A 26,399-nucleotide genomic window follows, 5' to 3' on the forward strand; every position below is an offset into this window, starting at 1 on the left:
TTCTCGACAGCTCCGGCGAGAATCTTCTCCTCGTCCTCAGCGGAGCTCCTCGGCGAGCGCGACGATGATCCCCTCCGGGCCGCGGACGTAGCAGAGCCGATAGATGTCCGCGAACCGCGCGATCTCGCCGACGAGGTCGTAGCCGATCGCCCGCAGCCGCGCCACGGTGGCGTCGACGTCGTCGACGGCGAACATGAGGCGCCGCAGGCCGACGGTGTTGGCCGGGGCGTGGGGCTCGGCGGTGGTGGCCTCCGGGGTGTCGAACCTCGTCAGCTCCAGGCGGTCGCGGCCGTCCGGGGTCTGCACGAACGCGATCTCGACGCGCACGCCCTCGAGCCCGACCACGCGGTCCACCCACTCGCCCTCGACCGGCCCCCGGTCGCCCAGCTCCAGCCCGAGCTCCAGGAAGAACGCGATCGCGTTCTCGAGGTCGTCGACGACGACACCGACATGGTCCAGGCGCTGCACGGCCATGGCTGTCCTCCTTCGTCCCGCGGCCCCGGCGGCCGCTCGTGCTCCGGGGACGGAGCCCGCGCCACGACCTCGACGACCACCGGAGGATTCCGGAGCCGGCGCGACTCGCCGGGTCGGCGACGTCTCGGGGCCCGGCCGCATCCCCGTGCGGTGCGGGAGGCGCGCGGGTGCAGAGGAGGCGCGCGCGGGTGCAGGAAGTCCGCGCCCTCGACGGAGGGCCGGCGCTCCCTAGAAGGGCGGCGGGTCGGGGTCCTCGAGCGGGCCCTGAGCCGGCGTGGCAGGGCAGGGCGGGGTCGGCGAGGTCGGCGAGGTCGGCGAGGTCGGCGAGGTCGGGTCGGGAGCGGAAGGCCCGCGGGGACGCGGGTCGTCGTCCCACGCCGGGCCGTCGTCGGCGTACTGGTGGGGCTCGGTGCTCGACGGGACGGTGGGCGGACGGGGTGCCGGCAGCTCGTCGACCACCGGGCGAGGCGGTCGCTCGTAGGTGTGGCCGGTCGGGCTGGTCCAGCGGAACCACCCGGGTCGCGGCTGGGTGAGGGTCCAGCCACGGTCCTTGAGGTCGTGGTCGTGACCGCACGCGGGGCCGAGGTTCTCGACGAGCGTGAGGCCGCGGTCGAGCACCGACCGGGTGTGGTCGATCTCCGCCTCGAGCGCCGAGGCACCGCAGGGAGGGAAGACGCACGACCGGTCGCGCATGGTGATCCACCGCCGCAGCGCCGCGGACGGGAAGCGTGCGAGTGCTTCGCGGGCGCGCCGTCGCCGGCGCGCGGCGACCCGCGCCCAGGTGTCGGCATCCATCCGTGAGGAGCGAGTGCGCTCGTCCTCGACCCGCTGCTCCGCTCGCCGGGCGGCCTCGTCCTCGGCGCGGGCCGTGCGCCACTGCTGGAGCTGGTGCTGGAGATCGGTGAGGAACCGCTGCCAGCCGGGATGGTCGCCCGGGTGGAGGCGGTCGAGCAGGGCCGCGTCGACGTGCAGCTCGACCACCGGGCGGGGAGCACCCGGCATCGCCGGCTCCTGCGGCGTCGTGGTGGTCTCGGCGGGGCGGTGGCGGGTGATGAGGGCGGCGACCAGGGCGCCGTCGGCGTCGGTGACCGCCACCCGCCACTCGCCGTCGGCGTGGGCCGCGGCGAGCTCGCGCGCCACCCCCGCGGTGACCACGCCCCAGCCCGGCAGGCGAGCGGGTCGTTCGTCGAGCCGGAGCAGCGTGCCCAGCCCCACCCGCAGCTCGAACCGCGACTGCCGCGTCGGCCGCCGCGCACCACGATCGGCGGCCGGGGCGTCGCTGTCCGGCCCGTCTTCAGGAGCGCCGCCGCCACCACCGTCATCCGTCGCGTCGGCACCCGCGGCCTCGTCAGCCCCGGCCTCGTCCGCCCCGGCCTCGCCAGCCCCGGCGCCGTGATGCCAGGCGTCCTCGCAGGCAGTGCCGTCACCGGGCGCCGCCGGCGGCGCGTCGGCGGGGTCGGGCGCGCGGCGCGGCCGCGGGTCGTCGGGCTGGGCCGCGGCGAGCACGGCCGCGACGAGCTGGGCGTCGGAGGCGCCGGCGTTGTCGGGATGGAAGACGGCGAGGAAGACGTCGGCGCGGATGGTCTCGATCAGCCCGGGGTGCCCCGCCGCCTGGGCCCGGGCGGCGAGGACGTTGATGCGCCGCACGGTGCGCACCCCGCCCTCGAGGGGCAGGTCCATCGCGGAGAGGTTGACGGTACCCGCCTCGGTGCACCGCGCACGGACGCGACGCTGGCGGCGGTGCTGGCGGTAGAGCTTCTCCGCCCACGCCGGGTCGAGGGCCTTGGCGAGCGCCTGGATGCGGTCGATCAACCGCGAGGGCGTCAGCGTCGCCGCCTCGTCCACCAGCTCGCCGATGACGGTGGCGGCGTGCTCCTGCGCCAGCGCCGTGGTCCAGCGCACGAGGATCGCGACCCGCTGCTCGTCGATCCGCCCCTCCCGCCACGCGGCGCCGAGTCGGGGGTGGTGCTCCGCGGCGTCGGCGAGGTCGAGCACCCGGGCCACGGCCGTGCGGGACGCCGCGAGCACGATGCGCAGCTCGCCGCCCGCCTCCGGCACGTCCCTCTCGGCCCGCCCGCCCGGCTCGCCCGGATCGGCCAGGGCGGCCTCGCGGGCGCACGCGTGGAAGCAGGCCTGCTGGTGGGCGACCTGGCGGCGCTGGGCGGCCACCAGGCGCACCGTGTCGGACGGCGACACCCGCCGCGGATCGATCCGCTCGAGGACGGCTCCCAGCGCGGCGGCCACCGGCGGGGGTCTCCTCGAGCCCCGCCGGCACCTCCTGCCAGCCATCGTCGAACACGTGTTCGAGTCTAGCGAGCACCCCCGACACGCGGGGCCACGTCGGTCAGATCTGCTGGACCCACGCGACCACGAGCAGCACCGCACCCAGCGCCACCAGCACCGACCCCGGTACGACCCACCCCCGCCGACCCCGCCCGAGCAGCTGCTCGCCGAGCGCCACGTGCAGCGCTGCGAGCCCCCACCAGGCCGGCGCCAGCACCACCAGCACCCCGACCCACACCCACGCGTGCGCCGCCCACGCCCCCGCCAGGCCCGGGCCGCCCCAGGCGTCGTCGTACGGGCCCTCCACGACGAACCCGTAGAACGGGCCCCGCGCCGTCGCCACCAGCGCCACCCAGGTCAGCCACCAGAACACCAGACCCTGCAGCAGGCCCAGCGCCCCGTGCAGCGAGACCCGCCAGCCGGGCACGCGGTCGGCGCCGACGGTGGTGGTCCGCACGCCGCCGCTCGCGAGGTGGCGCCGGGCGGTGTCCACGCCGCCCGCCGGGCCGCTGACCGCGACGGCCATCAGCTCGCCCGCCGACGCCGGCACCAGCCCGAGCCCGAACCCGAGCCGACGTCCGGCCCGGCGCCAGGCACCCCCGCCGGCTCGAGAGCCGCCCGCGGCCGCGGGACGGCCGCCACGGGCGAGACCCCCGGCCCGCGCGGCCGGCACCTCGACCGCCACCCCCACCGGCCCGTGGGGCGACGACACCGACGGCACCGACGGCCCGGCCGACCCGGCCTGCTCGGTCGGCTCGGTCGGCTCGGCCCCGACCGACGCCGTCCCACCCCCGGGCCCACCCGGCGACGTCATGGCCAGCACGGACAGCGGCGCGGGGAGCGGGGCGTGGCTCATGCCCCGGAACGCTAGGGATCACCGATCCCCGGCGAATCAGCCCGAGGGACCGGATCCGCCTCCCCCTGAGGTACTACATCAGCTCCAGCACGAAGGGGAGCTCCTGCACCCCGTACCAGGCGAGCTCGTGGTCCTCGGCCTCGCCGAGGGTGAACTCGGCGTCCGGGTCCCCCAGGTCGGCGGCGTCCACGACCGCGGCGGCGGCCCGCACCGCGTCGCCGGCCTCCTCCAGGTCGAGGTGCACGGCTGCCAGCCGGGCCATCGGGATCGGGCCGGCCACGCGCACCACGGCGTCGTCGAGGTCGGGCCGCAGGGTGACGTCGTCGACGTCCGCGCTGACGACGGCCCGGCGCGGCGGCGCCGACGGATCCTCGGCCAGCTCCGTCGCCAGCAGGCGCAACGACGCCCGCGCGGCCTCGGTCATCGCGACGTACTCGAGCTCCTCGTCGTCCCCCACCGCGTACGCCTCGCGCAGCCGCGGCGTCAGCGCGAACGCGGTGCCCGAGAGCGGCTGCAGCTGCTCGGTCTCGAGCAGGCGCCGCAGACCGGCCACCGTCGCCGGGACGTAGATCCTCACCGTTCCCCCGTCCTGTCCTCGCCCCACTTCGCCGCGGTCGTCCGCAGCGCCACCTGCGCGACCTCGGCCTGCTTGCGCGGGTCCATGACGTTCCACCCGGTGACGGCACGGTCCTCGGCGTCCGGGGCGTGCACGGTCACCGCGATCCCGGCCGCCCGCACCCGCGCCACCTCCTTGTCGGAGCGCCCGCCGATCAGCCCGCGCAGCCAGCCGTCGGTGGCGCCGACGGGATCCGACCACACCCTCGGCGCCGCCCCCGTCCGGGCCAGGGGCGCGAGCACGAGGGCCTCGTCGACGCGGGGCACGTCGGCGTCGAGCAGGAGGTCCGCCGACGTCGCCGAGCACACCCCGCCGTCGACGTACCGGCGCCCGCCGATCCGCACCGGCGAGAACCAGCCCGGCACGGCGCACGACGCCGTCGCCGCCTCCGCCATCGTCGCGGGCGGCGCACCGGTGCGGCCGAACGGGACGCGGGCGCCGCTGTCGTAGTCCATGGCGACGATCCGGACCTGCGGCTGCTCCGGCCACTGCTCGTGGGCCCACTTGCTGGCCCAGCGGTGCAGCCCGGTGGTGTCACCGCGACCGTTCGGCAGCAGCGCCGCCCCGAACGCCAGCGGCGGGAACCGCCCGGGTCGCCGGACGATCTCGCCCAGCAGCCGCAGCGACCCCGGCCCGACCCGCGGCATCGGTGGCAGACCCCGCCGCGCGGTCGACCTCGGGGCGCCCCGGGGTCGCGCCGGCGCGGGCGGCGGGTCGAGCAGCGACGCGAGCATGTCCGCCACCGGCACCCCGCTCGCCAGCGCCGCGGACACGACCGAGCCCGCGGAGGTCCCGACCATCACCTCGGCCTCCCGCGCGTCGCGCCCGGTGGCCCGCTCCCAGGTCGTCAGTGCGGCGACCATCCAGGCGTAGCCGAGCTGGCCGCCGGTGCCCAGCACCAGACCGAAGGTCACCGCGGCGCCGTCGCCCGCAGCTCGGCCAGGGACTCGGTGACGAGCTCGCCGAGCTCGTCGACGTCGGCCATGGAGTCGCGGTCGGCGTTGAAGCCGTAGAACACCCCGCCGTCGTACGACGTCAGCCCCACCGCCAGCGACTGCCCCTTGGCCAGCGGCACCACGGGGTACATCTCGAGCATCTTCGCCCCGGCCGCGTACAGCGGGTGCTGCGGGCCGGGGACGTTGGACACGACGAGGTTGAACAGCCGCCGCGCCACGCCGTTGGCGGCCCGCGCGCCGAGCGCGTGCAGGGTCGGCGGCGCGAACCCGCCGACGCGGACCAGCGCGTTCGCCCCCACCGACTGCCCCGACTCCCGGTGCTCGCGCATCGCGTGGGCCACGTGGTGCATCCGCAGCACCGCGTTGGGCTCCCCGACGGGCAGGTCGACGAGGAACGACGCGATCTGGTTGCCGAGCAGCCCGGCACCCGCGATCGACCCCGTCGTCTCCGCGTCGCCGCGCACCGACAGCGGCACCATCGCCCGCATCGTCGTCGTCGGCGACACCGTCGCGCCCCGCGAGAGCAGCCAGTTGCGCAGTGCCCCGGCGATCACCGCCAGCACGACGTCGTTGATCGTCCCGCCGTGGGCGCGGCGGACGGCGCGGTAGTCCTCGAGGTCGGTGCGGGTCATCGCGAAGCGGCGCTGGGTCGAGATCGGCACGTTGAGCGGACTCACCGGCGCCGGGCGGACCGCCGTCCGCACCGCCGAGAACAGGCCGCCGGCGACGCCCGCGACCTTGGTGACGGTGTCCGCTGCGTCCCGCACCGCGTCCCGGGCGGCCTCGACGGCGTTGCCCGGGCGGGAGACGTTCTCGCTGACGGCGTCGTAGATCAGTCGCCACGACGACGGCTCCCGGCGCGCGACCCACTCCTCGTCGGCCGTCGGACGCCCCGGGGCGGTGCTCCACTCACGGCCCGCCGCGGTGTCGTCGAGCACGACCTGCCCGATGTCGATCGACGCGACCCCGTCGACCATCGCCTGGTGGGTCTTCGTCACCAGCGCGACCCGGCCCCCGGACAGCCCGTCGACCAGGTACATCTCCCACAGCGGACGGGTGTGGTCCAGCGGCCGCGACATGAGGCGGGCGACGAGGTCGCACAGCGCCCGCTCCGTCCCCGGCGGGGGCAGCGCGGAGCGGCGCACGTGGTAGGTGACGTCGAAGTCGACGTCGTCGATCCACACCGGCCGGGCCATGCGCCCGGGCACCTCGCGAATCTTCTGCCGGTAGCGCGGGACCAGCCCGATCCGGCTCGAGATGAGCTCGAGGAGACCGTCGTAGTCGAACCCGGACCGGGGCTTGCGGAAGATGGACACGCTCCCGACGTGCATCGGCGTCGTCGGTTGATCCATGTAGAGGAACGAGGCGTCCAAGGCCGACAGGCGGTCCGGCATGGCCGCGATCGTCGCACAGTGCCGGACCCCGGGCCGGGGGTCGGGCGGTCTGCCAGGCTGGTCGTGATGTCGCCCTCACCCAGCTCACGGTCCGATCGTCCCGTCTCGCCCAAGGACGCGTTCGTGACGGTGTACGGGCGCAAGCCGGTGCTCGAGGCCCTGGGGGATCCGGCGCTGGAGGTCGACAAGGTGGTGCTCGCCGAGGGCGCCGACCGCGACGCCGTGCGCACCTTCACCGAGGCCGCGCGCGCCCGGGGGCTGGTGCTGCAGCGGGCGTCGGCGCAGCGGGTGAAGGTCCTCGCCGGCAACGGGCGCCAGGACCAGGGCGTGCTCGCCGACGTCGTCGCCCCGCGGATGCGGCCGATCGAGCACTTCCTCGCCGACCTGCCCGACGACGCGGACGCCCGCGTCCTCGTGCTCGACGGCCTGACGAACCCCGCGAACGTCGGCATGATCCTGCGCTCGGCCACCGGCGCGGGCCTCGAGGGCGTGCTCCTGCCCCGGCGGGGCGCGCCGGCCATCGACCCGCTGGTGATCAAGGCGTCGGCGGGCGTCGCCTTCCACGCGCCGGTCCTGCGGGCCCGCTCGGCCGCCGACGGCCTCGCCGCCCTGGCCGAGGCGGGGTTCGTGCTGGTCGGGCTGGACGGGCCGGGCGACTCCCGGGGGACGACGCCGCCGTCGCTGTTCGAGGCCGAGCTGCCGGGACGCGTGGCGCTGGTGGTCGGCGGCGAGACCGACGGGATCACCGACGACGTGCGCGGCGAGCTGCACGGGACGGTGACGATCCCGCTCGCGCCGGGGGTGGAGTCGCTGAACGCGGCCGTCGCCGCCTCGGTCGCGTGCTTCGAGCTGGCGCGTCGGCGGGGCTGACTTCACCGGATCGGCCTTCCCCCGGCCCGGCGGCGTGCCTAGGCTCGCCTCGTTCCCCGCGGACCGGCCTCCTCCCCCGGCGCCGCCGACCCCGTGTGCCGGGAGGACCCGCGTGACCGCGAGCCTGCGCAGCAGTGACACCGCCTGCACCGCCCCGGCGCGGGCCCGGCGGGTGGGCGAGGTGCCCGCCCCCCGCATCCGGCCGCTGGCCGAGGTGCTCGCCAGCGAGCCCCCGGCGCCGCGCACCGCGCCCGACCCGGACGCCCGCACCCGCCGGACCCAGGACGAGCTCGACCGCCTCGCCGCCGCGCTCCGGCCCCTCGCGGCGCGCCTGCTCACGGCGGTGGGCGACGTGCTGGCCGGGCGGCGGCCGGTCGCGCACCTGGAGGCCCTGCTCACGCCCGAGGCGCTCGCGGCCCTGGCCCGGGCGGCGGCGGGGGCCCGGGGGCCGGCCCGCGCGCCCGCGTCACGCGGCACCACCGGGCCTCGCGGCACCAGCGGGTCTCCCAGCACCACCGGGTCTCGCGGCACCACCGGGTCTCCCAGCACCACCGGGTCTCGCGGCACCACCGGGTCTCGCGGCACCACCGGGTCTCCCGGCACCACCGACCCCCGCGCCGGCACGGGCGGCACGCTGCGCGGGCTGCGGGTGTGCGCCGTCGGGCCCCGGGCCGTGGAGGTGGCCGCCGTGGTGCCCGGTCATGACCGCGGCTCCGACCGTGTTCGCGCCGTCGCCGCGCGCCTCGAGCGCACCGACGACGGCACCGCCCACCCCGGGCGCTGGCGCGTGGTGACGCTGTGCCCGGGGTGAGGGTGCGGCAGGTCAGCCCGGCGTGCGGGGCGGCGCCCCGTGGCACTGCTTGTACTTGCGTCCCGAGCCGCAGGGACACGGCGCGTTGCGCGACGGCGTGTCCGCGCGCCGGGCCTGCTGCGGGTTGGCCCGGGCGGCACGCCCACCGGCCGCCGCCCCGTCGCCCGCGGCGTGGCGGGCGGCGTGGCCGTCCTCGTCGGGACCGCTGTAGTTCAGCTCCTGCGGGCGCCGCCCGCCCAGGCCGGCGCCGCGGAACGCCTCCGGCATGGCGCCCTGGCCGAGCTGCGAGAGCGCCGGACCGGCGGCCGTCGCCGGGCCGCCGTCCTGCGCCTCGGGGACGGGCGCCGCGCGCTGGCCGTCACGCTGCGCGCGCCGACCGCCCCGCGGGCCGCCGGGGCGCTGGGAGCCCGGGTCGGGGCCGCGGGCCGGACGCCCGGGGCCGCCCTGGCCCGCCTGGCCACCCCGCGCGGCCGCCGGCTGCTGGGGCTGGGCCGGTGCCGCCGGTGCGCGCTGGGGCACCGGGATGGCGCTGGTCGGCGCGCCGGCCAGGCGCGGGTCGACCGGCAGCGGGGCCGCCCCCGACGTCGAGGGGGTCTGGCTCGTGCGCGGGTCGGGGGTCTCCGGCGTGATGGCCGCCTGGACGCTGGTGTCCGTGGTCGGGTTGGCGCCGGGCACGGCGTCGACGGGCGCCTGCTCCTCGACCTGGATGGTCAGGTTGAACAGGAACGCGACGGACTCCTCGCGGATGCCCTCCATCATGGAGGTGAACATCTCGTAGCCCTCGCGCTTGTACTCGATCTTGGGATCGCGCTGGGCCATCGCGCGCAGACCGATGCCCTGCTTGAGGTAGTCCATCTCGTACAGGTGCTCGCGCCACTTGCGGTCGAGCACCGACAGGACGACCTGCCGCTCGAGCTCGCGCATCCCGCCCTGCGGCGCGATGCGGTCGATCTCCTCCTCGCGGCGGGCGTACGCCGCGAGCGCGTCCTCGCTGAGCACGTCGATCAGCAGGTCGCGGTCGATGTCGTCGTGCTCCTCGACGAGGTCCTCCCACGAGACCCCGACGGGGTAGAGCTGCTTGAGCCCGTTCCAGAGCTTCTCGAGGTCCCAGTCCTCGCTGTAGCCCTCGGCCGTCGCGCCGTCGACGTACGCGGTGACCACGTCGACGATCATGTTCTGGACCTGCTCGGAGAGGTTCTCGCCCTCCAGCACGCGGTGGCGCTCGGCGTAGATCACCGTGCGCTGCTGGTTCATGACCTCGTCGTACTCGAGGATGTCCTTGCGGGCCTCGAAGTTCTGCTGCTCGACCTGCGTCTGCGCGCTGCGGATCGCCCGCGAGACCATCTTGGCCTCGATCGGCATGTCCTCGGGCAGGTTGAACCGGGTCATGATCGACTCGACCATCGCGCCGTTGAAGCGGCGCATGAGCTCGTCGCCCAGCGACAGGTAGAACCGCGACTCCCCCGGGTCGCCCTGACGTCCCGAGCGGCCGCGCAGCTGGTTGTCGATGCGCCGCGACTCGTGCCGCTCGGTGCCCAGGACGTAGAGGCCGCCGGCCTCCTTGACCTCCTCGGCCTCCCGCTCGACCTCGTCCTTGACCTCGGCGAGCGTCGCGTCCCACGCCGCCTCGTACTCCTCGCGGGTGTCGACGGGGTCGAGGCCCTTGGCCCGCAGCCGCTGGTCGGCGATGAAGTCGGGGTTCCCGCCGAGCACGATGTCGGTGCCGCGACCGGCCATGTTGGTGGCGACCGTGACCGCCCCGCGCCGCCCGGCCTGGGCGATGATCGAGGCCTCCTGCTCGTGGAACTTGGCGTTGAGCACGGAGTGCTCCACGCCCCGCTGCGTGAGCAGCTTCGCGAGGTACTCGGAGCGCTCGACGCTCGTCGTGCCGATGAGCACCGGCTGACCGCGCTCGTAGTGCTCCGCGACGTCGTCGGCGACGGCCTCGAACTTGGCCGGCTCGGTCTTGTAGACCAGGTCGGGCTGGTCGATGCGCTGCGGCGTGCGGTTGGTCGGGATGGTGACCACGCCGAGCTTGTAGGTCTTCGAGAGCTCCGCCGCCTCGGTCTGGGCGGTACCGGTCATCCCGCAGAGCTTGTCGTAGAGGCGGAAGTAGTTCTGCAGCGTGATCGTGGCCAGCGTCTGGTTCTCGGCCTTGATCTCGACGCCTTCCTTGGCCTCGATCGCCTGGTGCAGGCCCTCGTTGTAGCGCCGGCCGACGAGCACGCGGCCGGTGAACTCGTCGACGATCAGGACCTCGCCGTCGCGGACGATGTAGTCCTTGTCGCGGAGGAAGAGCTCCTTGACCTTGATCGCGTTGTTCAGGTAACCGACGAGCGGGGTGTTCGCGGCCTCGTAGAGGTTGTCGATGCCGAGCTGGTCCTCGATGAAGGACACGCCCTCCTCGGTGACACCGATCGTCTTCTTGCGCTCGTCGACCTCGTAGTGCACGTCCTTGGTCATCTTCGGCGCGAGGCGCGCGAACTCCGTGTACCAGCGCGCGCTCTGCTCGGCGGGACCCGAGATGATCAGCGGGGTGCGGGCCTCGTCGATGAGGATCGAGTCGACCTCGTCGACGATCGCGTAGGCGTGGCCGCGCTGCACGCACTCGGCCTTCGACCAGGCCATGTTGTCGCGCAGGAAGTCGAAGCCGAACTCGTTGTTCGTGCCGTAGGTGATGTCGGCCTGGTAGGCGCGGCGGCGCTCGTCGGACGGCATGCCGGAGTAGATGGCGCCGACCTCGAGGCCGAGGAAGCGGTGCACGCGGCCCATCCACTGCGAGTCGCGCTGGGCCAGGTAGTCGTTGACGGTGACGACGTGCACGCCCGCGCCGGCGATCGCGTTGAGGTACGCCGGCAGCGTCGAGACCAGCGTCTTGCCCTCGCCGGTGCGCATCTCGGCGACGTTGCCCTCGTGCAGGGCCGCCCCGCCCATGATCTGCACGGGGTAGTGGAACTGGCCCAGCGTGCGGGACGCGGCCTCGCGCACGACGGCGAACGCCTCGGGCAACAGGTCGTCGAGCGACTCGCCGTCGGCGTAGCGCTCGCGGAACTCCACGGTCTTCGCCCGGAGCTCGTCGTCGGTCAGCTCGGCGGTCTCGTCGGCGAACGTGTCGACGTAGTCCGCGATCTTGCCGAGGCGCTTGACCGTACGCGCCTCACCGGCACGCAGCAGTCGGTTCAGGACCACGCTGGTGACCTCGCTCGTCCTCGTCGGCGCCACGGATTGCCGGGCCCACGACACGCGAACGGCCACGGGCCCGCCCCCATCGTAGGTGCTCCGGGGACGGGCCCTGTGGCCGCGTGCGGGGGGACGGGCTCCCGACGAGCCCTGGACGAGCCCTAGACGAGCGCGATGACGCCGTACGCGTAGCCGTGGCGGCGGTACACGACGCTCGGCCGGCCGGTGGCCTTGTCGGAGAACAGGAAGAAGTCGTGCCCGACGAGCTCCATCTGCGAGAGCGCGTCGTCCACGGTCATCGGGATGGCGTGGTGCTCCTTGTGCCGCACCACCTGGCCCGGCGGGTACTCCTCGTCGGGCGTGTCGGCGGCGACGTCCACGGCACGGTCGTGGGCACGGTCGTGGGCAAGGTCGTGGGCACGGTCGTCGGCAGCGTCGTCGGCCCGGTCGTCGGCGCCGTCGTCGGACGGGACCCGCGCCGCCGGCACGTCGACCGACCAGCCGTCGGGCGTCTCGCGCTCGAGCAGCTCCGTGGCGGCCGCGGCGGACGAGGCGATCGGGGTCTCGGGCGCGGTGATCGCACCCGTGGCCCGCGCGACGGAGACCGGCACGCGACGGCCGTGGCTCACACGCCGGCGGTCGTGCGCGCGGCGCAGACGGGCCTCGAGGCGCGCCACCGCCTGGTCGAGGGCGCAGTAGAAGTCAGCTGAACATCCTTCGCCGCGGACCACGGGGCCGCGTCCGCGGCCGGTGATCTCGACGCGCTGGCAGTTCTTGGACCGGCGGGGGTTCGGCTCGTGGGAGAGCTGGACCTCCATCCGCACGATCTTGTGGTCGTAGCGCTCGAGTCGCGACAGCTTGTCTGCCGTGTGCTCGCGGAAGTGTTGCGGGACCTCGACGTTGCGTCCGCAGACGACGATCTCCAAGACGACCTCCCGGTCTGGGGATGGCTGCACGGCCCGCTCATCCGGGAGGGATCGGCACGCCTCGCCGGGACCCGGACCGCGTCCAACTGCGACGTTCGCGCCTCCTGTCGTTCACCGAATCAGGATGTGAGGCGTCACCGTAGTGTCGACCGCCGTTCCTGCGGAAGGTCCGATCCGCCCGATCCCGGCCGCGCGGACGACACCCGGCCGGAGGGTTCACCCCGAGTGGAGGAGTCCGGGCGGGTGACGACCCCCATCGCGCGACGACCTCACCCGGACGGACGACCGCGGGGCCCGACGGTCCGCGAGCGTGAGCACCACGACCACGTCGACCGGCCGGCCCGCCGCCGCGAGCACGCTCGTCGCCGCCCGGGCGGTGGCGCCGGTGGTGAGCACGTCGTCGAGCAGCGCCACCGCGCAGCCCGGCGGCGGGAGGCCCCGGGGGCGCAGGCGCAGGTGGCGGGCGAGGTTGTCGGCGCGGGCGGCGGCGTCGAGGCCCACCGAGTCCGCGGCGCCGCGACCGAGCGCCAGCGCGCGGGACACGCAGGGCACGTCGCCCCCGGCGGTCCGGGCCCGACGCACCACCGCCCGCGCCAGCCGCAGCACGTGGTCGCCCCCGCGGGCCCGGGCCGCGGACGGCCGCGACGGCGCGGGCACGAGGGCGGCCGGCGGCACCGCCGCGGCGCGCAGGGCCTCGGCGACCAGGCCCGCGAGCGGGCGGGCGAGCTCCCGGCGTCCCCGCTCCTTGTACGACAGCAGCACCTCCCGCGGGCTGCCCGCGTACGGCGCCAGCGCCAGCACCGGCGGCAGCCCCGGTACCTCGAGCAGCGCGGGGCGCCGCCAGCGGCCGCGGCAGGTCGCGCACCACCGCGTGCCGTCCACGCCGCACCCGGCGCACGGCGCGGGCAGGAGCAGGTCGGCCAGGGCGAGGAACGCCTCGCCCGCGCCGGCACCGGGTCGTCGGGACACGGCGGCCAGCCTCGGGCGGGACCGCGCCGCGGCGCCAGCACTGCTCCGGACGGCCGTGGACGCACCCGGAGGATGGGGACGGCGGGAGCTCAGCCCGGGTACGACGGCACCGTCGAGGCCCCGAAGCCGGGCACGGCCTGCCAGACGTCGCCGCCGCTGGTGCTGCCCCCGTCGAGGGGCAGGGTCCAGGTGCCGCTCTGGTCGGCCACGACGAGCGGGCGACCCGGGCGGGCGGCGACGGCCGTGACCGGCGGCGTCAGGTTCGTCGTCGACAGGGACTCGAGGTCCAGCCCGTCGACCGAGACGAGGGTGACGGGCCGGTCGGCGCGGTTGCCGACGGCGACGAGCTGGTCGGTGCGGGTCCAGCCGATGTCGAGGACCTGGTCGAGCGCCTCCGGGCGCAGCGCCGTCACCGAGCCGAGGCGGGCCCCGCCCGTGGTGTCGCGCGCGATCGCGGCCACGAGCACCCGCCCGCCGGCCACGAGCGCGAGCCGCGAGCCGTCGGGCGAGATGCGCAGCGCCGACAGCGGCCCGGGTGCCCCGGGTCGCGGGGCGACCCCGGCCCCGGCCAGCGCGGACGCGTCGACGGCCACCGGCCGCACCGCGCCGCCGGGTCCCTGCCGGGCGGCGCGCACGACGGTGGTCCCGTCGAGCACCGACCAGACCTCGGCGCCGTCGGGGGTCCAGGTGGGACGGGCCAGCGAGCGCCCCTCCACGCCGCTGGCCGTGAGCTCGGAGCCGCCGACGCCCGTGAGCAGGCGCGCCCGGGTGGCCGCGGGATCGCCGCCCGGGCCGTCCTCGGCCACCACCGCGACGTCACCCTCGAAGCTCGCCGACGCCGACACCGCCCGGTAGGTGCCGCGCCCGGCCGGGCCACCGGCGGGCTCCCCGGAGAGCAGGCGCAGGCGCCCGGCGTCGGCGACGAGCACGGGGACCTCGCTGTCGCCCGGGCCGCCGACGACCGGGTCGGCGGGCAGGTCGGGGCGGCGTGCGACCTCGAGGGGCAGGCCCTGGAGGGTCGTGGTGACGTCGACCTCCGGCGTCGCGGGCAGCAGCGGCTCGCCGTCGACCAGCAGCCGCGTGCGCGTCACCCCGATGCCCGCGAGCGTCAGCGACACCTGCTGGGCGATCTCGCGGCGCCGCGGGTCGTCGAGGGGTCCGGTGCGGGCGAGGTCGACCACCGCGGCGCCCTCGGAGGTGATCGTGACGTCGGACCGCAGGGTGGTGCCCACCGGCAACGAGCTCACCGCCGCGCCCGCGAGCGACTCCGACGGCCCGCTGAGCAGGTACTGCACGGTGCGCGTCGGCACCGAGCGCGCCGGGGTGGTCGCGAGGTAGCGGGGGTCGGACACGGGCCCCGCGCGCTGCGGGTCGAGGAACCACGTCCGCACCGGACGGGTGTTCGCGCGCAGGTCGGAGCGCCGCACGATCGTGCCCGTCGGGAGCGACGCGATGCGCCACTGGCCGTTCTGCTCGACCAGGCCGACGTCCACCTCGACGGGGCGCACGCCGGCGACGAAGACGCCCTCGGGGGTGAGGACGCCGAGCGCGGTGGCCCGGATCCGCACCGCGGCCTCGCCGACGGGGACGGGGCGGTCGGCGAAGACGGTGTCGACCTGGTCGTTGACGACGACCGGGGCGGCGCCGTCGTCCCACGTCCCGGCCGCGGCGGGCGTGAGGAACGCGCGCGCCGCCCGGTGGCGCTCGGCGGTGGCGCCGGAGGCCAGCACCCAGCCGCGCACCGTCTCCAGCGGGCCGGCGTCGCGCATGGGGCCGGGCGGGGCGGTCGGCTCGGCCGCGTCGCCGACCCGGCGCAGCACGGTGACCTCGGACGACCCGGGCACCGAGGCGCACCCGGCCGCGAGCGCCAGCGCGAGGAGCAGGGCCAGCGCAGCCAGCAGGCGGCGGGCCCCGCTCACCGGACCACCGAGGACGTGCCGGGGTCCGACGGCGGGGCGGGCTCGGGGAGGTCGGGGCTGCCGTTGCCGGTGTTGCCGTTGCCGGTGCCGTTGCCGCCCGCCGGGCCGGCCTCGCCGTCCCCGCCCGCGTCGTCGTCGTCGGGCGGGGGCAGCGCGGTGCCGGTGGTGGGCGCGGCGTCGTGGATGCCGGGCTCGGCGGCGGCGGGCGCGGCGGCCACGGGCAGCAGGGGCAAGGGGCTCGTACGCAGCCGCTCGCCGTGACGCAGCGGCAGCGTCAGCCGGAACACCGCGCCGCGGTCGACCTCGCCCCACGCCTGCAGCCAGCCGCCGTGCAGGCGCGCGTCCTCGAGGCTGATCGCGAGCCCGAGCCCGGTGCCGCCGCTGCGGCGCTGGCGCGACGGGTCGGCGCGCCAGAACCGGTTGAACACCAGGCCCGCCTCGCCGGGCTTGAGCCCGATGCCGTGGTCGCGCACGACCACCGCGAGCGCGCCCTCGTCGGCGGCCAGCCGGACCTCGATGGGCCGGCTCTCACCGTGGTCGATGGCGTTGGCGAGCAGGTTGCGCAGGATGCGCTCCACGCGCCGCGGGTCGATCTCGGCGAGGACCTGGTCCCCGAGGTCGAGCAGCAGCGGCGTGTGGGTCTCGTCGACGAGGTGCCGCACGGTCTCCGCGGCGCGACGCACCACCGCGCCGACGTCGACGGTCTCGAGGCCCAGCTCGGCCATGCCGGCGTCGAGGCGGCTGATCTCCAGCAGGTCGGACAGCAGGGTCTCGAAGCGGTCGAGCTCGTCGACGAGCAGCTGCGCCGAGCGCGCGGCGGTGACCTCGGCGGGATCGACCTGGGCGTGCAGCACCTCGGCGGCCATCCGCACGGTGGTCAGCGGGGTGCGCAGCTCGTGGCTGACGTCGGAGGTGAACCGGCGCTGGAGCGCCCCGAACTCCTCCAGCTGGCGGATCTGCGACTGGATGCTCGCCGCCATCTCGTTGTACGACTCCGCCAGGCGCGCGACCTCGTCGTCGCCGTGCACCGGCATGCGTTCGTCGAGGTGGCCGTCGGCGAAGCGTTCGGCGACGTCGGCGGCCTGGCGGACCGGGCGCACGACCTGCCGCGTCACCACCGACGAGATGCCCGCGAGCAGCACGAGCAGGACACCCGCGGCCAGCGCCAGCGTGCTCTGGACGAGCGCGAGCGTGCGCTGCTCGGCCGAGAGCGGGAAGAGCAGGTAGAGCTGCAGGTTGCGCCCGGCGGTGCGTACGGGCTGGCCGACCACGAGCGTCGGCACCGGCGCCGCCTGCCCCGACGAGGCGACCGTGAGGTACTTCGTCGCGAGGAAGCCCTGCAGCACGGGTGCGCGCAGCTGGGGCGGGATGACCTGGGCCGGGCCCGCGCTGACCTCACCCGACGTCCCGCCGGGCACCGTCGGCAGCGTGCCGGGCACGGTCCCCACGGTGTCCGAGCCCGCGATGAGCACCGCGTCGAACGCGCCGGCGTCGCTGACCGGGTCGCTGCCGCGGGCCAGCCCCGACGACTCGGCGTCCTGGCCGCTGGTGGACAGGCGGTCGAGGACGTCGTCGAGCACCGCCTGGGCGCCGTCGCGGTCGGGGTCGATGCGCGCGAGGTCGCGCTCGAGGGCCTGCCGGGAGATGTCGGCCTGGATGAGCGCGGCCTGTTCCTTGCCCTGCACCAGCCGGTCGGCGATCTGGGTCTGCAGCACGAGCCCCAGCACCGCCACGACGACGACCGACATGGCCAGCGTCGAGAGCACCACCCGCAGCTGCATCGACCGCCGCCACAGCACGCGCACCTGACCGACGCGCTCCGCGGCGAAGCGGTCGAGACGGCGGCGGACGGCGGTCAGCACGGCAGCCGTCCGATCAGGGTGGGCCGGCCTTGTACCCCACCCCGCGGACCGTCAGCACGACCTCGGGGTGCTCCGGGTCGACCTCGACCTTCGAGCGCAGCCGCTGCACGTGCACGTTGACCAGCCGGGTGTCGGCGGCGTGCCGGTAGCCCCAGACCTGCTCGAGCAGCACCTCGCGGGTGAACACCTGGCGCGGCTTGCGGGCCAGCGCCACCAGCAGGTCGAACTCGAGGGGCGTCAGCGGGATGGTGCGCCCGTCGCGGCGCACCTGGTGGGCCGGGACGTCGATGGTGACGTCGCCGATCTGCATCTGCTCGGCCGGCTCGGCCGGGAACTGGCGCAGCCGCGCCCGGATGCGCGCGACGAGCTCCTTGGGCTTGAACGGCTTGACGACGTAGTCGTCCGCGCCGGACTCCAGCCCGAGCACGACGTCCACCGTGTCGGTCTTCGCCGTCAGCATGACCACCGGCACCCCGGACTCCGCCCGGATCGCCCGGCACACGTCGATGCCGTTCATCCCCGGGAGCATGAGATCCAGCAGCACCAGGTCGGGCGAGCTCTCGCGCAGCGCCGGCAGCGCGGCCGTGCCGTCGCCGACCACCGTCGTCTCGAAGCCCTCGCCCTCGAGGACGATCGTCAGCATCTCCGCCAGCGAGGCGTCGTCGTCCACCACGAGGATCCGAGAGCTCATGTCTCAATGGTGTCACTTCTCACCGACGATCCGGAGCCGATGTCGCCCGACGATCGTCCGACGAGCCGTTCTGCGACCACGGACTCCGCCGTTCGGGTGACAGCCGCGTACCCCTCCTCGGCCCCGACCACCGACCATGGCGCGAGCCAGGCGCGCTCGACGAGCTGGTCGTACACGTGAGCGCACCGCGCCTGCAGGGCCGCGTCGGACTCGTAACCGTCGGGCGTGCGGGTCGGGTCGGCCGCGGCGCGCTCGCGGACCCGGCGCGCGGCGACCTCCCCCGGGACGCGCACGAGCACCTGGGCGTCCGGGGCGGGCACCCCGAGCCGCTCGATCTCCAGCGCGTGCACCCACGCCACGAACGCCCCGTCGACGTCCTCCTCGCGCCGGGCGGCCCCGTAGGCGGCGTTGGAGGCGACGTAGCGGTCGACGAGGACGAGGTCGTGCGCGTCGCGGGCGGCCCGCAGCTCCGCCGCCGCGTCCGCCCGGTCGAGCGCGAACAGCACGGCCATGGCGTGCACCGAGCCGCGCAGGTCGCCGTGCTCGCCGTGCAGCGCCTCGCCCGCCAGCCCGGCGTGGACGTCGGCGTCGTAGCGGGGGAACGCGAGCGTGGCGACGCTCGCGCCCCGCCGGACGGCGGCGTCGGCGAGCGCCGCGACCAGCGTCGCCTTGCCCGCCCCGTCGAGACCCTCGACGGCCACCATCACGCCCACGTCGGAACCCTATGCAGGGGTCCGTGAGGACGAGCGAAGGGCCCCTTCGCTCGAGTAGTCCGAGCGAAGGGGCCCTTCGTTCACAGCATCACGCGCTCACGCCCCGCCGGAGCGCGGCGCATCCAGCTGGCCGCGACCACTCAGTAGCGGTAGTGATCCGGCTTGTACGGGCCCTCGACGTCGACGCCGATGTACTCGGCCTGGTCCTTGGTGAGCTTGGTCAGCTCGCCACCCAGGGCCTCGACGTGCACCTTCGCGACCTTCTCGTCGAGGTGCTTCGGCAGCCGGTAGACGCCGAGCGGGTACTCGTCGTTCTTCGTGAACAGCTCGATCTGCGCGATCGTCTGGTTCGAGAACGAGTTCGACATGACGAAGCTCGGGTGCCCGGTGGCGTTCCCGAGGTTCAGCAGCCGGCCCTCGGACAGGATGATGATCGAGTGGCCGTCGTCGAAGCGCCACTCGTCGACCTGCGGCTTGATGTTGATCCGCGTGGTGCCCGACTTCTCGAGCTTCTCCATCTGGATCTCGTTGTCGAAGTGGCCGATGTTGCCCAGGATCGCCTGGTGCTTCATCCGCTTCATGTGGTCGAGGGTGACGATGTCCTTGTTGCCGGTCGTCGTGATGACGATGTCGGCCTCCTCGATCACGTTGTCGAGGACGTCGACGTCGTAGCCCTCCATGAGCGCCTGGAGCGCGCAGATCGGGTCCGCCTCGGTGACGGTCACGCGGGCGCCCTGGCCGCGCAGCGACTCGGCCGAGCCCTTGCCGACGTCACCGAAGCCGCAGATGACGGCCTTCTTGCCGGAGATCAGCACGTCGACGGCGCGGTTGATGCCGTCGATGAGCGAGTGGCGGCAGCCGTACTTGTTGTCGAACTTCGACTTGGTGACCGAGTCGTTGACGTTGATCGCCGGGAAGAGGAGCTTGTCCTCGTTGAAGAACTCGTAGAGCCGGTGGACGCCGGTCGTGGTCTCCTCGGTGACGCCGCGGATGCCGGACGCGACCTTGGTCCAGTGCTGCGGGTCCTGCTCCAGCGAGCGGCGCAGCGTGGCCAGCACGACCTGGTACTCGGCCGGGTCGTCGTCGGTGACCGACGGGACGACGCCCGCCTTCTCGAACTCGACGCCCTTGTGGACGAGCATCGTGGCGTCGCCGCCGTCGTCGAGGATCATGTTCGGACCGCGGGTGTCCGAGTCCTTCCACGACATCATCTGCTCGGCGCACCACCAGTACTCCTCCAGCGTCTCGCCCTTCCAGGCGAAGCAGGAGATGCCCTTGGGCTCGTCCGGGGTGCCGTGCGGGCCGACCACGACCGCGGCGGCCGCGTGGTCCTGGGTGGAGAAGATGTTGCAGGAGGCCCAGCGGACCTCCGCGCCGAGCTCGACCAGCGTCTCGATGAGCACGGCGGTCTGCACCGTCATGTGCAGGGAGCCGGAGATGCGCGCGCCGTGCAGCGGCTTGGCCTCCGCGTACTCGCGGCGCAGCGCCATCAGGCCGGGCATCTCGTGCTCGGCCAGGCGGATCTCCCGGCGGCCGAAGTCGGCCTGACCGAGGTCGGCGACCGCGAAATCGATCCCGTTCCGCTCGGTCCACTTCTCGTTGGCGGTGCCCACTGCGTTCGTCATGACTCCTCGTCTTCTCGGGTGTGTCGTCCGGCGGTGGACCGTGGGGCCCCACCCGCGCCGCGACGTGTCTCGACCGACTCTCGACCGACGGTTCGGACACGCCGGGAGGTCACGGGATCGGGAGCACGGTTCACCACCATCCACAGGCGCCCTTGCGATGGTGCGGACCACTGCCGAGCGTGGCGGACGATCGTCGCGACCGGCCGTTGCAGCGCCACTCGACAGCTTCCGTTCGCACGAGGTGTGCGATCGATGCCGTGACAGCAAGTCCAGCACAGGGCCCATACCCGGTCAACCGCGACGGGGCCGCCCCGGGTGCCCCCGGACGCGTGGTCCGGCACGTCCGCGCAGGTGACCGCGGGCGCCGCCACGACACCGTCAGGCGGGTCACAACGTCCGCCCACCGGGCGGCGTCCGGGCTCTCACCGTCCGTGACCGGATCCGACGAGCCGGTCATCCGGGCACGAGGTCCGTAGGATGCGTGACCGGAACCACAGGACGCCTGGACACCCCAGGACGAGGTCTCAGGAGGCCACGGACGTGCTCGGACAGATGCAGGACTACCCACTCGCCCTGCCGCACGTGTTCCACCGCGCCGAGCAGCTCTTCGCGCACAAGGCGATCGTCGGCGTGGGCGCCGGCGGCACCGTGCACCGCACCGACTACGGGTCGTGGGCCCGGCGGGTCCGGCAGGCCGCGGCCGCGCTCGACGCGCTCGGCGTCTCCTCCGAGGGCCGGGTGGGCACCTTCTGCTGGAACAGCCCGGCGCACCTCGAGCTCTACTTCGCCGTGCCGTGCAGCGGGCGCGTGCTGCACACGCTGAACATCCGGCTGTTCACCGAGCAGCTCATCTACATCGCGAACCATGCCGAGGACGAGGTCGTCTTCGTCGACCGCTCGCTGTTCGGGCAGTTCTGGCCGCACGTCGACCAGATGACGACGGTCCGCAAGGTCATCGTCATCGACGACGGCGCCGACGTCGCGATCCCCGACGACGAGCGCATCGTCGGCTACGAGGAGCTGCTCTCCTCGGTCGAGCCGTTCGCCGGTCGCTTCGAGATCGCGGACGAGAACCAGGCCGCGGCGATGTGCTACACGTCGGGCACCACCGGCAACCCCAAGGGCGTCGTCTACTCGCACCGCAGCTCGGTGCTGCACTCGATCGCCGTGCTCATGGCCGACGTCGCCGGCCTCGTCGAGCGGGACACCCTGCTGCCGATCGTGCCGATGTTCCACGCCAACGCGTGGGGCACGCCGTACGCGGCGGTGTTCGCCGGCTCCTCGATCGTCATGCCCGGGCCGAACATGACCCCGAAGGCGATCGCCGGCATCCTGCGCGACCACAGGATCACCGTGACGGCGGGCGTCCCGACGATCTGGATGGGCGTGCTGCCCGAGCTCGCCGAGGGTGACCTGCCCGACCTGCGCCTGCTGCTCTGCGGCGGGTCGGCGGTGCCGAAGTCGCTGTCCGAGGCGTGGCGCCAGAAGATCGGCCTGCCGATCACCCAGGCCTGGGGCATGACCGAGACCAGCCCGATCGCCACCACCGGCGTCCTCAAGAGCGTCCACGACGGCCTGTCCGACGACGAGCTCGCCGACGTGCGGGCCACCGCGGGCACCCCGTCGCCGCTGGTCGACCTGCGCATCTGCGACCCGGACACCGGCGAGGTGCTCCCGTGGGACGGCGAGACCTCGGGCGAGCTGCAGGCCGCCGGCCCGTGGATCGCCGCGTCGTACTACCGCAACGAGGACGGCGGCAAGCAGTTCACCGAGGACGGGTGGCTCAAGACCGGCGACGTCGCGGTGATCGACCGCTACGGCTACGTGCGCCTCGTCGACCGCACCAAGGACCTGGTCAAGTCCGGCGGTGAGTGGATCTCCTCGGTCGACCTCGAGAACGAGATCATGTCGATGGAGGGCGTCGCCGAGGCCGCGGTCATCGCGATCCCCGACGAGAAGTGGTCGGAGCGCCCGCTCGCCTGCGTCGTGCCGAAGCAGGGCGTGGAGCTCACCCGCGAGGCGGTGCTCGAGCACGTCGCTACCCGCGTGGCGAAGTGGCAGGTGCCCGACGACGTCGTGTTCATCGACGAGGTGCCCAAGACCTCCACGGGTAAGTTCTCGAAGAAGACCCTGCGCGAGAAGTTCGCGGGCCACCAGGCCCCGGCGCAGGCCTGACCCCCGCACGACGGCGCCCCCGGAGCCGCGGGCTCCGGGGGGCGCTCCCGTGCGCGCAGGGCTACTGCGGCTGGGTCGGCGGGGCCGACGGGCCGCCACCCGGATTGCTCACGGAGGCCTCCTCGCCGCGCTCGCGCTTGCCGAGCACGGAGTTCCGGCGCGAGTAGGCGAAGTAGATGACCACCCCGAGGACCATCCAGACGATGAACCGGATCCAGGTCTCGACGGTGAGGTTGATCATCAGCCACAGGCAGCTGATGACCGCGAGCGTGGCCACCAGCGGCAGGGCCTTGACGGTGAAGCCGCGGGGCAGGTCGGGCCGGTTGCGGCGCAGGTAGACGGTGCCCACGGCCACCAGCACGAACGCGAACAGCGTCCCGATGTTGACCATCGACTCGAGCTCGTCGATCGGGAAGAAGCCGGCCAGCACGGCGCAGAGCGCGCCGATGATGATCGTGATCATCACCGGGGTGCCCCGCGAGCCCGTCCGGGCCAGGCCGCGCGGGAGCAGCCCGTCGCGGCTCATCGCGTAGAACACGCGACTCTGGCCGAGCATGAGCACCAGGACGACGGTGGTCAGACCGGCGAGGGCGCCGATGGAGATCACGGTGGAGGCCCAGTTCGCCCCGACGAGCGAGAACGCCGTGGCCAGGGTGGCGCTGTCCTCGCTGCCGGGCGGGGTGGAGAGCTGGGTGTAGCTGACCATGCCGACCAGCACGAGCGAGGTCGCGACGTAGAGGACGGTGACGACGCCGAGCGAGCCGAGGATGCCGCGCGGCAGGTCCTTCTGCGGGTTCCTGGTCTCCTCGGCGGTGGTGGAGACCGCGTCGAAGCCGATGAAGGCGAAGAAGACCAGCGACGCCCCGGCGAGCAGGCCGTAGACGCCGAAGGTCGACCCCTCGCTGCCCGCGATCAGGGACAGCAGCGACGCGTCGGCCCCGCTACCGCCCTCCTGCTCGCCCCCGGGCGGCGGGATGAACGGGGTGTAGTTCTGCGCCCGTACGTAGAACAGCCCGACCACGATGACGAGCAGCACGACGAGCACCTTGATGGCGGTGATGGTCGCGCTGACCCGGCTCGAGAGCTTGATGCCGAGCACGAGGACGACCGTGAGGGCGCCGATGACCAGCACGGCGCCCCAGTCGAACGTCACCGGCCCCAGTTCCAGGGACGCGGCGCTGCTGCTGCCGCTGAAGAGCTCGCCGAGGTACTGCGCCCAGCTCTTCGAGACCACCGCCGCGCCGAGGGCGTACTCGAGGACGAGGTCCCAGCCGATGATCCACGCGATGAACTCGCCGAAGGTCGCGTAGGAGAACGTGTAGGCGCTGCCCGCCACCGGCACCGTCGAGGCGAACTCGGCGTAGCAGAGGCCGGCGAACCCGCAGGCGATCGCGGCGATGACGAACGAGATCGCGATGGCCGGCCCGGTGATGTCGCCGGCCACGCGGGCGGTGATCGTGAAGACACCGGCGCCGATGAGGACCGCGACACCGAAGATGGTCAGGTCGAGGGCACCGAGCTCGCGGCGGAGCTTGCTCCCGGGCTCGTCGGTGTCCGCGATGGACTGCTCGACCGACTTCGTCCGGAAGAGACCGCCTTGCGGCTGGGTCGACGACATGGGCGTTCCTCCCGGGGATCCTGCGTACGGGTGCGGCGGGACCCTACGCCCGCACGCGGCCCGTCGAGCACGGACACGACAGGTTTGCTGACACGGAGTTCACCGTGCTGCCCCCGGCAGGCAGAGCGCGCTGGTCCGTTCCACCCCGCGTCAGCGCGTCCGGGGCGTGGGGTCCAGGGCCTCGTCGACGGGGCCGGCGTCGCTGCGGTCGAGGTCGGGCTCGAGGTAGACGAGCCGCGCCTCGGGCACCGCCGCGCGCAGCCGCGCCTCGGCCTCGTCGATGGCCTGCGCGATCGTCTCGGTGGGCAGCGAGCCCGACACCGCGATCTTGGCCGCGACCAGCAGCTCCTCGGGGCCGAGGTACTGGGTGCGCAGGTGGATGACCCGCTCCACCGGCCCGCCGACGAGCGAGGACGAGATCGTGTTGGCGATGCGCGGGCTGACCCCCTCGCCGATGAGCAGGCTCTTCGTCTCGACGATGAGGATGACCGCGATGATCCCGAGCAGGACGCCGATGCAGATCGTGCCGATGGCGTCCCAGATGACCGCGCCCGTCAGCACGCTGAGCCCGACGCCCGCGAGCGCGAGGATGAGGCCGACGAGGGCGCCGAGGTCCTCGAGCAGCACGACCGGCAGCTCCGGGTTCACCGAGGTGCGGATGAACCCCCACCACGACTGGTCGCCCTTGAGCTCCCGGGACTCCTTGACCGCGGTGCGGAAGCTGTACGACTCCAGCCCGATGGCCACGACCAGGATGACCACGGCGACGATCGGGCTCGTGAGGTCCTCGGACCCGCTGAGCTTGTGGATGCCCTCGTACAGGGCGAACACCGAGCCCAGGCTGAAGATCAGCAGGGCCACGATGAAGGAGTAGAAGAACCGGTCGCGGCCGTAGCCGAAGGGGTGCTCGCTGTCGGCGTCACGGCGCGCCCGCCGGCGCCCGAACAGCAGGAGGCCCTGGTTGCTCGTGTCGGCCACCGAGTGCACGCCCTCGGCGAGCATCGAGGACGAGCCGGTGATCGCGAAGCCGATGAACTTGGCCACGGCGATGCCGGCGTTGGCCGCCAGCGCGGCGACGATCGCCTTGCCGCCTCCGGATGCGGACACGAGGGGCCTCCAGGGATGGACCGGGCGGGCGTGAGGTCGCGGTGAAGGTAGCGCGTCGGGGTGCCCGGTGACCCGCCCGGCTAGACCCCCAGGCCGTCGGCGGCCACGAACGCCAGCGCCGGCCCGTCCACCGGGGCCACGGTGACCGGGCCGTCGCACGCCGGCAACCAGGCGGCCGTCCCCCGCGGCACCTCGCGACACTGACCCCGCGACGTGCGCAGCCGCACGCTGCCCTCGACCGTGACGACGATGCGGGGCCCCTCGACGCCGAGGTCGACGCCGTCGTCGGGCAGGTCGGCCTCCTCGCCGGCGAACGCGCAGCGTGCGAGGCTGAAGTACTCCGACGGCGTGAACCGCGTGACGGGGCCGCGCCCCTCCCCCGGCAGCAGCGTCGGCGGCCCCGGCGCGAAGTCGAGCACCCGCAGCAGCTCGGGCACGTCGACGTGCTTCGGGGTCAGCCCGCAGCGCAGGACGTTGTCGGAGTTCGCCATGAGCTCGACCCCGGCGCCCGCCAGGTAGGCGTGCGGCGAGCCCGCCGGCTGGTAGAGACACTGGCCCGGCGCGAGCACGAAGCGGTTGAGCAGCAGGGCCGCCAGCACGCCCGCGTCGCCCGGGTAGCGCTCGCCCAGGTCGAGCAGGGTGCGCGCCTCGGTGGTGAACGGCCCGTGCTCGCGCGCGTGGGCGACGCAGCCGTCGAGCAGGGCGGGCACGAGGTCGTCGACCGCGCGCTGCGGCAGCGTGATCCAGGTGGTGAACAGCGCGCGCAGGCCGTCGGCGTCGGGCTGCGCGGCGAGCAGCTCGGTGTGGTGGTCGAGCGCGCGCACGTCGAGGGCGCGCAGGAGGGCCACGGTCTCGGCCGGGTCGCGGAACCCGGCCAGGGCGTGGAACTCGGTGAGCGCGCAGAGCAGCTCGGGCTTGGGCAGCGGGTCCGGGTAGTTGCGCTCGGCGGCCGTGCGCGGGACGCCGGCCGCCTCCTCGCGGGCGTAGCCGGCAGCCGCCTGCTCCGCCGACGGGTGCGCCTGCAGGCTCAGCGGCTCCTCGGCGGCCAGCACCTTGAGCAGGTAGGGCAGGCGGTCCGACCAGCGCTGACGGCGCGACGGGCCGAGCGCGCCCTGCGGGTCGTCGCGCAGGACGTCGGCGAGCGAGCGGGTGGCGTCCCCGCCGTTGCCGGGCGCGTCCCCGGGGGTGTCGCCGGCCAGCAGCTGCGAGGGCTCGTCGCGGTGCGCACCGAGCCACAGCTCGGCCTGCGGGTGCGGCGACGGGACCTCCTCACCGAGCAGCTCGGCGAGGTGCGTCCGGGAGCCCCACGCATACGTGCGCACGCTGCCCCTGAGGACCTCCACTGTTCTGGTGC

At 74.4% G+C, this 26,399-nt stretch carries 20 protein-coding genes; 3 read left to right on the top strand and 17 right to left on the bottom strand.

Translation table 11 applies throughout. The features are described 5' to 3' along the window. Positions 1–36: 36 nt before the first annotated feature. The 6 genes from PGB27_RS00215 to PGB27_RS00240 all read right to left on the bottom strand — a co-directional run bounded on the left by PGB27_RS00215 (position 37) and on the right by PGB27_RS00240 (position 6,579). Positions 37–474, bottom strand: coding sequence for a VOC family protein (locus PGB27_RS00215; RefSeq protein WP_274198321.1), 438 nt, complete (start codon positions 472–474; stop codon positions 37–39). Positions 475–702: 228 nt separating this feature from the next. Then, on the bottom strand, positions 703–2,718 hold the full coding sequence (locus PGB27_RS00220; protein WP_274198322.1) for an HNH endonuclease signature motif containing protein: 2,016 nt from the start codon (positions 2,716–2,718) through the stop codon (positions 703–705). A gap of 100 nt (positions 2,719–2,818) precedes the next feature. After that, entirely contained in the window at positions 2,819–3,613 is a 795-nt protein-coding gene (locus PGB27_RS00225) for a hypothetical protein (protein WP_274198323.1), read from the bottom strand. 73 nt (positions 3,614–3,686) lie between these two features. Further along, positions 3,687–4,190: a DUF6912 family protein gene (locus PGB27_RS00230; protein WP_274198324.1), complete on the bottom strand. Its 504-nt coding sequence runs from the start codon at positions 4,188–4,190 to the stop codon at positions 3,687–3,689. After that, positions 4,187–5,143 (bottom strand): patatin-like phospholipase family protein, encoded by a 957-nt coding sequence (locus PGB27_RS00235; protein ID WP_274198325.1) that lies wholly within the window; start codon positions 5,141–5,143, stop codon positions 4,187–4,189. The genes PGB27_RS00230 and PGB27_RS00235 overlap by 4 nt, the downstream gene beginning before the upstream one ends. Continuing rightward, the gene (locus PGB27_RS00240; RefSeq protein WP_274198326.1) at positions 5,140–6,579 is read right to left on the bottom strand and encodes a WS/DGAT/MGAT family O-acyltransferase; all 1,440 of its coding nucleotides are present in this window, start codon (positions 6,577–6,579) and stop codon (positions 5,140–5,142) included. The genes PGB27_RS00235 and PGB27_RS00240 overlap by 4 nt, the downstream gene beginning before the upstream one ends. Before the next feature lie 66 nt (positions 6,580–6,645). Between PGB27_RS00240 and PGB27_RS00245 the strand changes: the two genes are divergently transcribed. Together PGB27_RS00245 and PGB27_RS00250 are read left to right on the top strand one after the other, a co-directional pair. Next, positions 6,646–7,449, top strand: a complete 804-nt coding sequence (locus PGB27_RS00245) for a TrmH family RNA methyltransferase (protein ID WP_274198327.1) — start codon at positions 6,646–6,648, stop codon at positions 7,447–7,449. A 112-nt stretch (positions 7,450–7,561) separates the two neighbouring features. Next, the gene (locus tag PGB27_RS00250; RefSeq protein WP_274198328.1) at positions 7,562–8,260 is read left to right on the top strand and encodes an Rv3235 family protein; all 699 of its coding nucleotides are present in this window, start codon (positions 7,562–7,564) and stop codon (positions 8,258–8,260) included. A 12-nt stretch (positions 8,261–8,272) separates the two neighbouring features. On the opposite strand, the gene secA is transcribed toward PGB27_RS00250, so the two are convergent. From secA to ahcY, 8 genes are all read right to left on the bottom strand, one after another. Then, positions 8,273–11,449 carry a preprotein translocase subunit SecA gene (secA, locus tag PGB27_RS00255; protein ID WP_274198329.1) on the bottom strand — a complete coding sequence of 1,059 codons (3,177 nt, stop codon included), beginning with the start codon at positions 11,447–11,449 and terminating at the stop codon, positions 8,273–8,275. A gap of 152 nt (positions 11,450–11,601) precedes the next feature. Further along, positions 11,602–12,366, bottom strand: coding sequence for a ribosome hibernation-promoting factor, HPF/YfiA family (gene hpf / locus PGB27_RS00260; RefSeq protein WP_274198970.1), 765 nt, complete (start codon positions 12,364–12,366; stop codon positions 11,602–11,604). Between the two features lie 216 nt (positions 12,367–12,582). After that, positions 12,583–13,335 (bottom strand): ComF family protein, encoded by a 753-nt coding sequence (locus tag PGB27_RS00265; RefSeq protein ID WP_274198330.1) that lies wholly within the window; start codon positions 13,333–13,335, stop codon positions 12,583–12,585. A gap of 89 nt (positions 13,336–13,424) precedes the next feature. Continuing rightward, the gene (locus tag PGB27_RS00270; protein ID WP_274198331.1) at positions 13,425–15,254 is read right to left on the bottom strand and encodes an LpqB family beta-propeller domain-containing protein; all 1,830 of its coding nucleotides are present in this window, start codon (positions 15,252–15,254) and stop codon (positions 13,425–13,427) included. Beyond that, a complete protein-coding gene (mtrB, locus tag PGB27_RS00275; protein WP_408629995.1) occupies positions 15,251–17,035 on the bottom strand; it encodes an MtrAB system histidine kinase MtrB in 1,785 nt (594 codons plus the stop codon). The genes PGB27_RS00270 and mtrB overlap by 4 nt, the downstream gene beginning before the upstream one ends. A gap of 94 nt (positions 17,036–17,129) precedes the next feature. Further along, on the bottom strand, positions 17,130–17,807 hold the full coding sequence (gene mtrA, locus PGB27_RS00280; RefSeq protein WP_274198333.1) for an MtrAB system response regulator MtrA: 678 nt from the start codon (positions 17,805–17,807) through the stop codon (positions 17,130–17,132). Continuing rightward, positions 17,804–18,520: a dTMP kinase gene (locus PGB27_RS00285; RefSeq protein ID WP_274198334.1), complete on the bottom strand. Its 717-nt coding sequence runs from the start codon at positions 18,518–18,520 to the stop codon at positions 17,804–17,806. Before PGB27_RS00285 ends, mtrA begins: the two co-directional genes overlap by 4 nt. Before the next feature lie 140 nt (positions 18,521–18,660). Then, the gene (gene ahcY / locus PGB27_RS00290; RefSeq protein WP_274198335.1) at positions 18,661–20,145 is read right to left on the bottom strand and encodes an adenosylhomocysteinase; all 1,485 of its coding nucleotides are present in this window, start codon (positions 20,143–20,145) and stop codon (positions 18,661–18,663) included. Between the two features lie 552 nt (positions 20,146–20,697). Here ahcY and PGB27_RS00295 point away from each other — a divergent pair. Beyond that, a complete protein-coding gene (locus tag PGB27_RS00295; protein WP_274198336.1) occupies positions 20,698–22,320 on the top strand; it encodes a long-chain fatty acid--CoA ligase in 1,623 nt (540 codons plus the stop codon). Between the two features lie 61 nt (positions 22,321–22,381). On the opposite strand, the gene PGB27_RS00300 is transcribed toward PGB27_RS00295, so the two are convergent. The 3 genes from PGB27_RS00300 to manA all read right to left on the bottom strand — a co-directional run bounded on the left by PGB27_RS00300 (position 22,382) and on the right by manA (position 26,388). Continuing rightward, positions 22,382–23,938, bottom strand: a complete 1,557-nt coding sequence (locus tag PGB27_RS00300; protein ID WP_274198337.1) for an amino acid permease — start codon at positions 23,936–23,938, stop codon at positions 22,382–22,384. 150 nt (positions 23,939–24,088) lie between these two features. Then, positions 24,089–25,045 carry a cation diffusion facilitator family transporter gene (locus tag PGB27_RS00305; RefSeq protein ID WP_274198338.1) on the bottom strand — a complete coding sequence of 319 codons (957 nt, stop codon included), beginning with the start codon at positions 25,043–25,045 and terminating at the stop codon, positions 24,089–24,091. Positions 25,046–25,125: 80 nt separating this feature from the next. Continuing rightward, a complete protein-coding gene (manA, locus tag PGB27_RS00310) occupies positions 25,126–26,388 on the bottom strand; it encodes a mannose-6-phosphate isomerase, class I (protein WP_274198339.1) in 1,263 nt (420 codons plus the stop codon). Between the last annotated feature and the right edge of the window lie 11 nt (positions 26,389–26,399).

The organism is Actinomycetospora lemnae (assembly GCF_028737315.1).
GTDB classification, from domain to species: domain Bacteria; phylum Actinomycetota; class Actinomycetes; order Mycobacteriales; family Pseudonocardiaceae; genus Actinomycetospora; species Actinomycetospora lemnae.

Coding starts and splice junctions, on each gene's coding strand:
- PGB27_RS00245 (WP_274198327.1), top strand. CDS start 6,646: ATGTCGCCCTCACCCAGCTCACGGTCCGATCGTCCCGTCTCGCCCAAG.
- mtrB (WP_408629995.1), bottom strand. CDS start 17,035: ATGCAGCTGCGGGTGGTGCTCTCGACGCTGGCCATGTCGGTCGTCGTC.
- PGB27_RS00225 (WP_274198323.1), bottom strand. CDS start 3,613: ATGAGCCACGCCCCGCTCCCCGCGCCGCTGTCCGTGCTGGCCATGACG.
- mtrA (WP_274198333.1), bottom strand. CDS start 17,807: ATGAGCTCTCGGATCCTCGTGGTGGACGACGACGCCTCGCTGGCGGAG.
- PGB27_RS00300 (WP_274198337.1), bottom strand. CDS start 23,938: ATGTCGTCGACCCAGCCGCAAGGCGGTCTCTTCCGGACGAAGTCGGTC.
- ahcY (WP_274198335.1), bottom strand. CDS start 20,145: ATGACGAACGCAGTGGGCACCGCCAACGAGAAGTGGACCGAGCGGAAC.
- PGB27_RS00215 (WP_274198321.1), bottom strand. CDS start 474: ATGGCCGTGCAGCGCCTGGACCATGTCGGTGTCGTCGTCGACGACCTC.
- PGB27_RS00295 (WP_274198336.1), top strand. CDS start 20,698: ATGCAGGACTACCCACTCGCCCTGCCGCACGTGTTCCACCGCGCCGAG.
- PGB27_RS00240 (WP_274198326.1), bottom strand. CDS start 6,579: ATGCCGGACCGCCTGTCGGCCTTGGACGCCTCGTTCCTCTACATGGAT.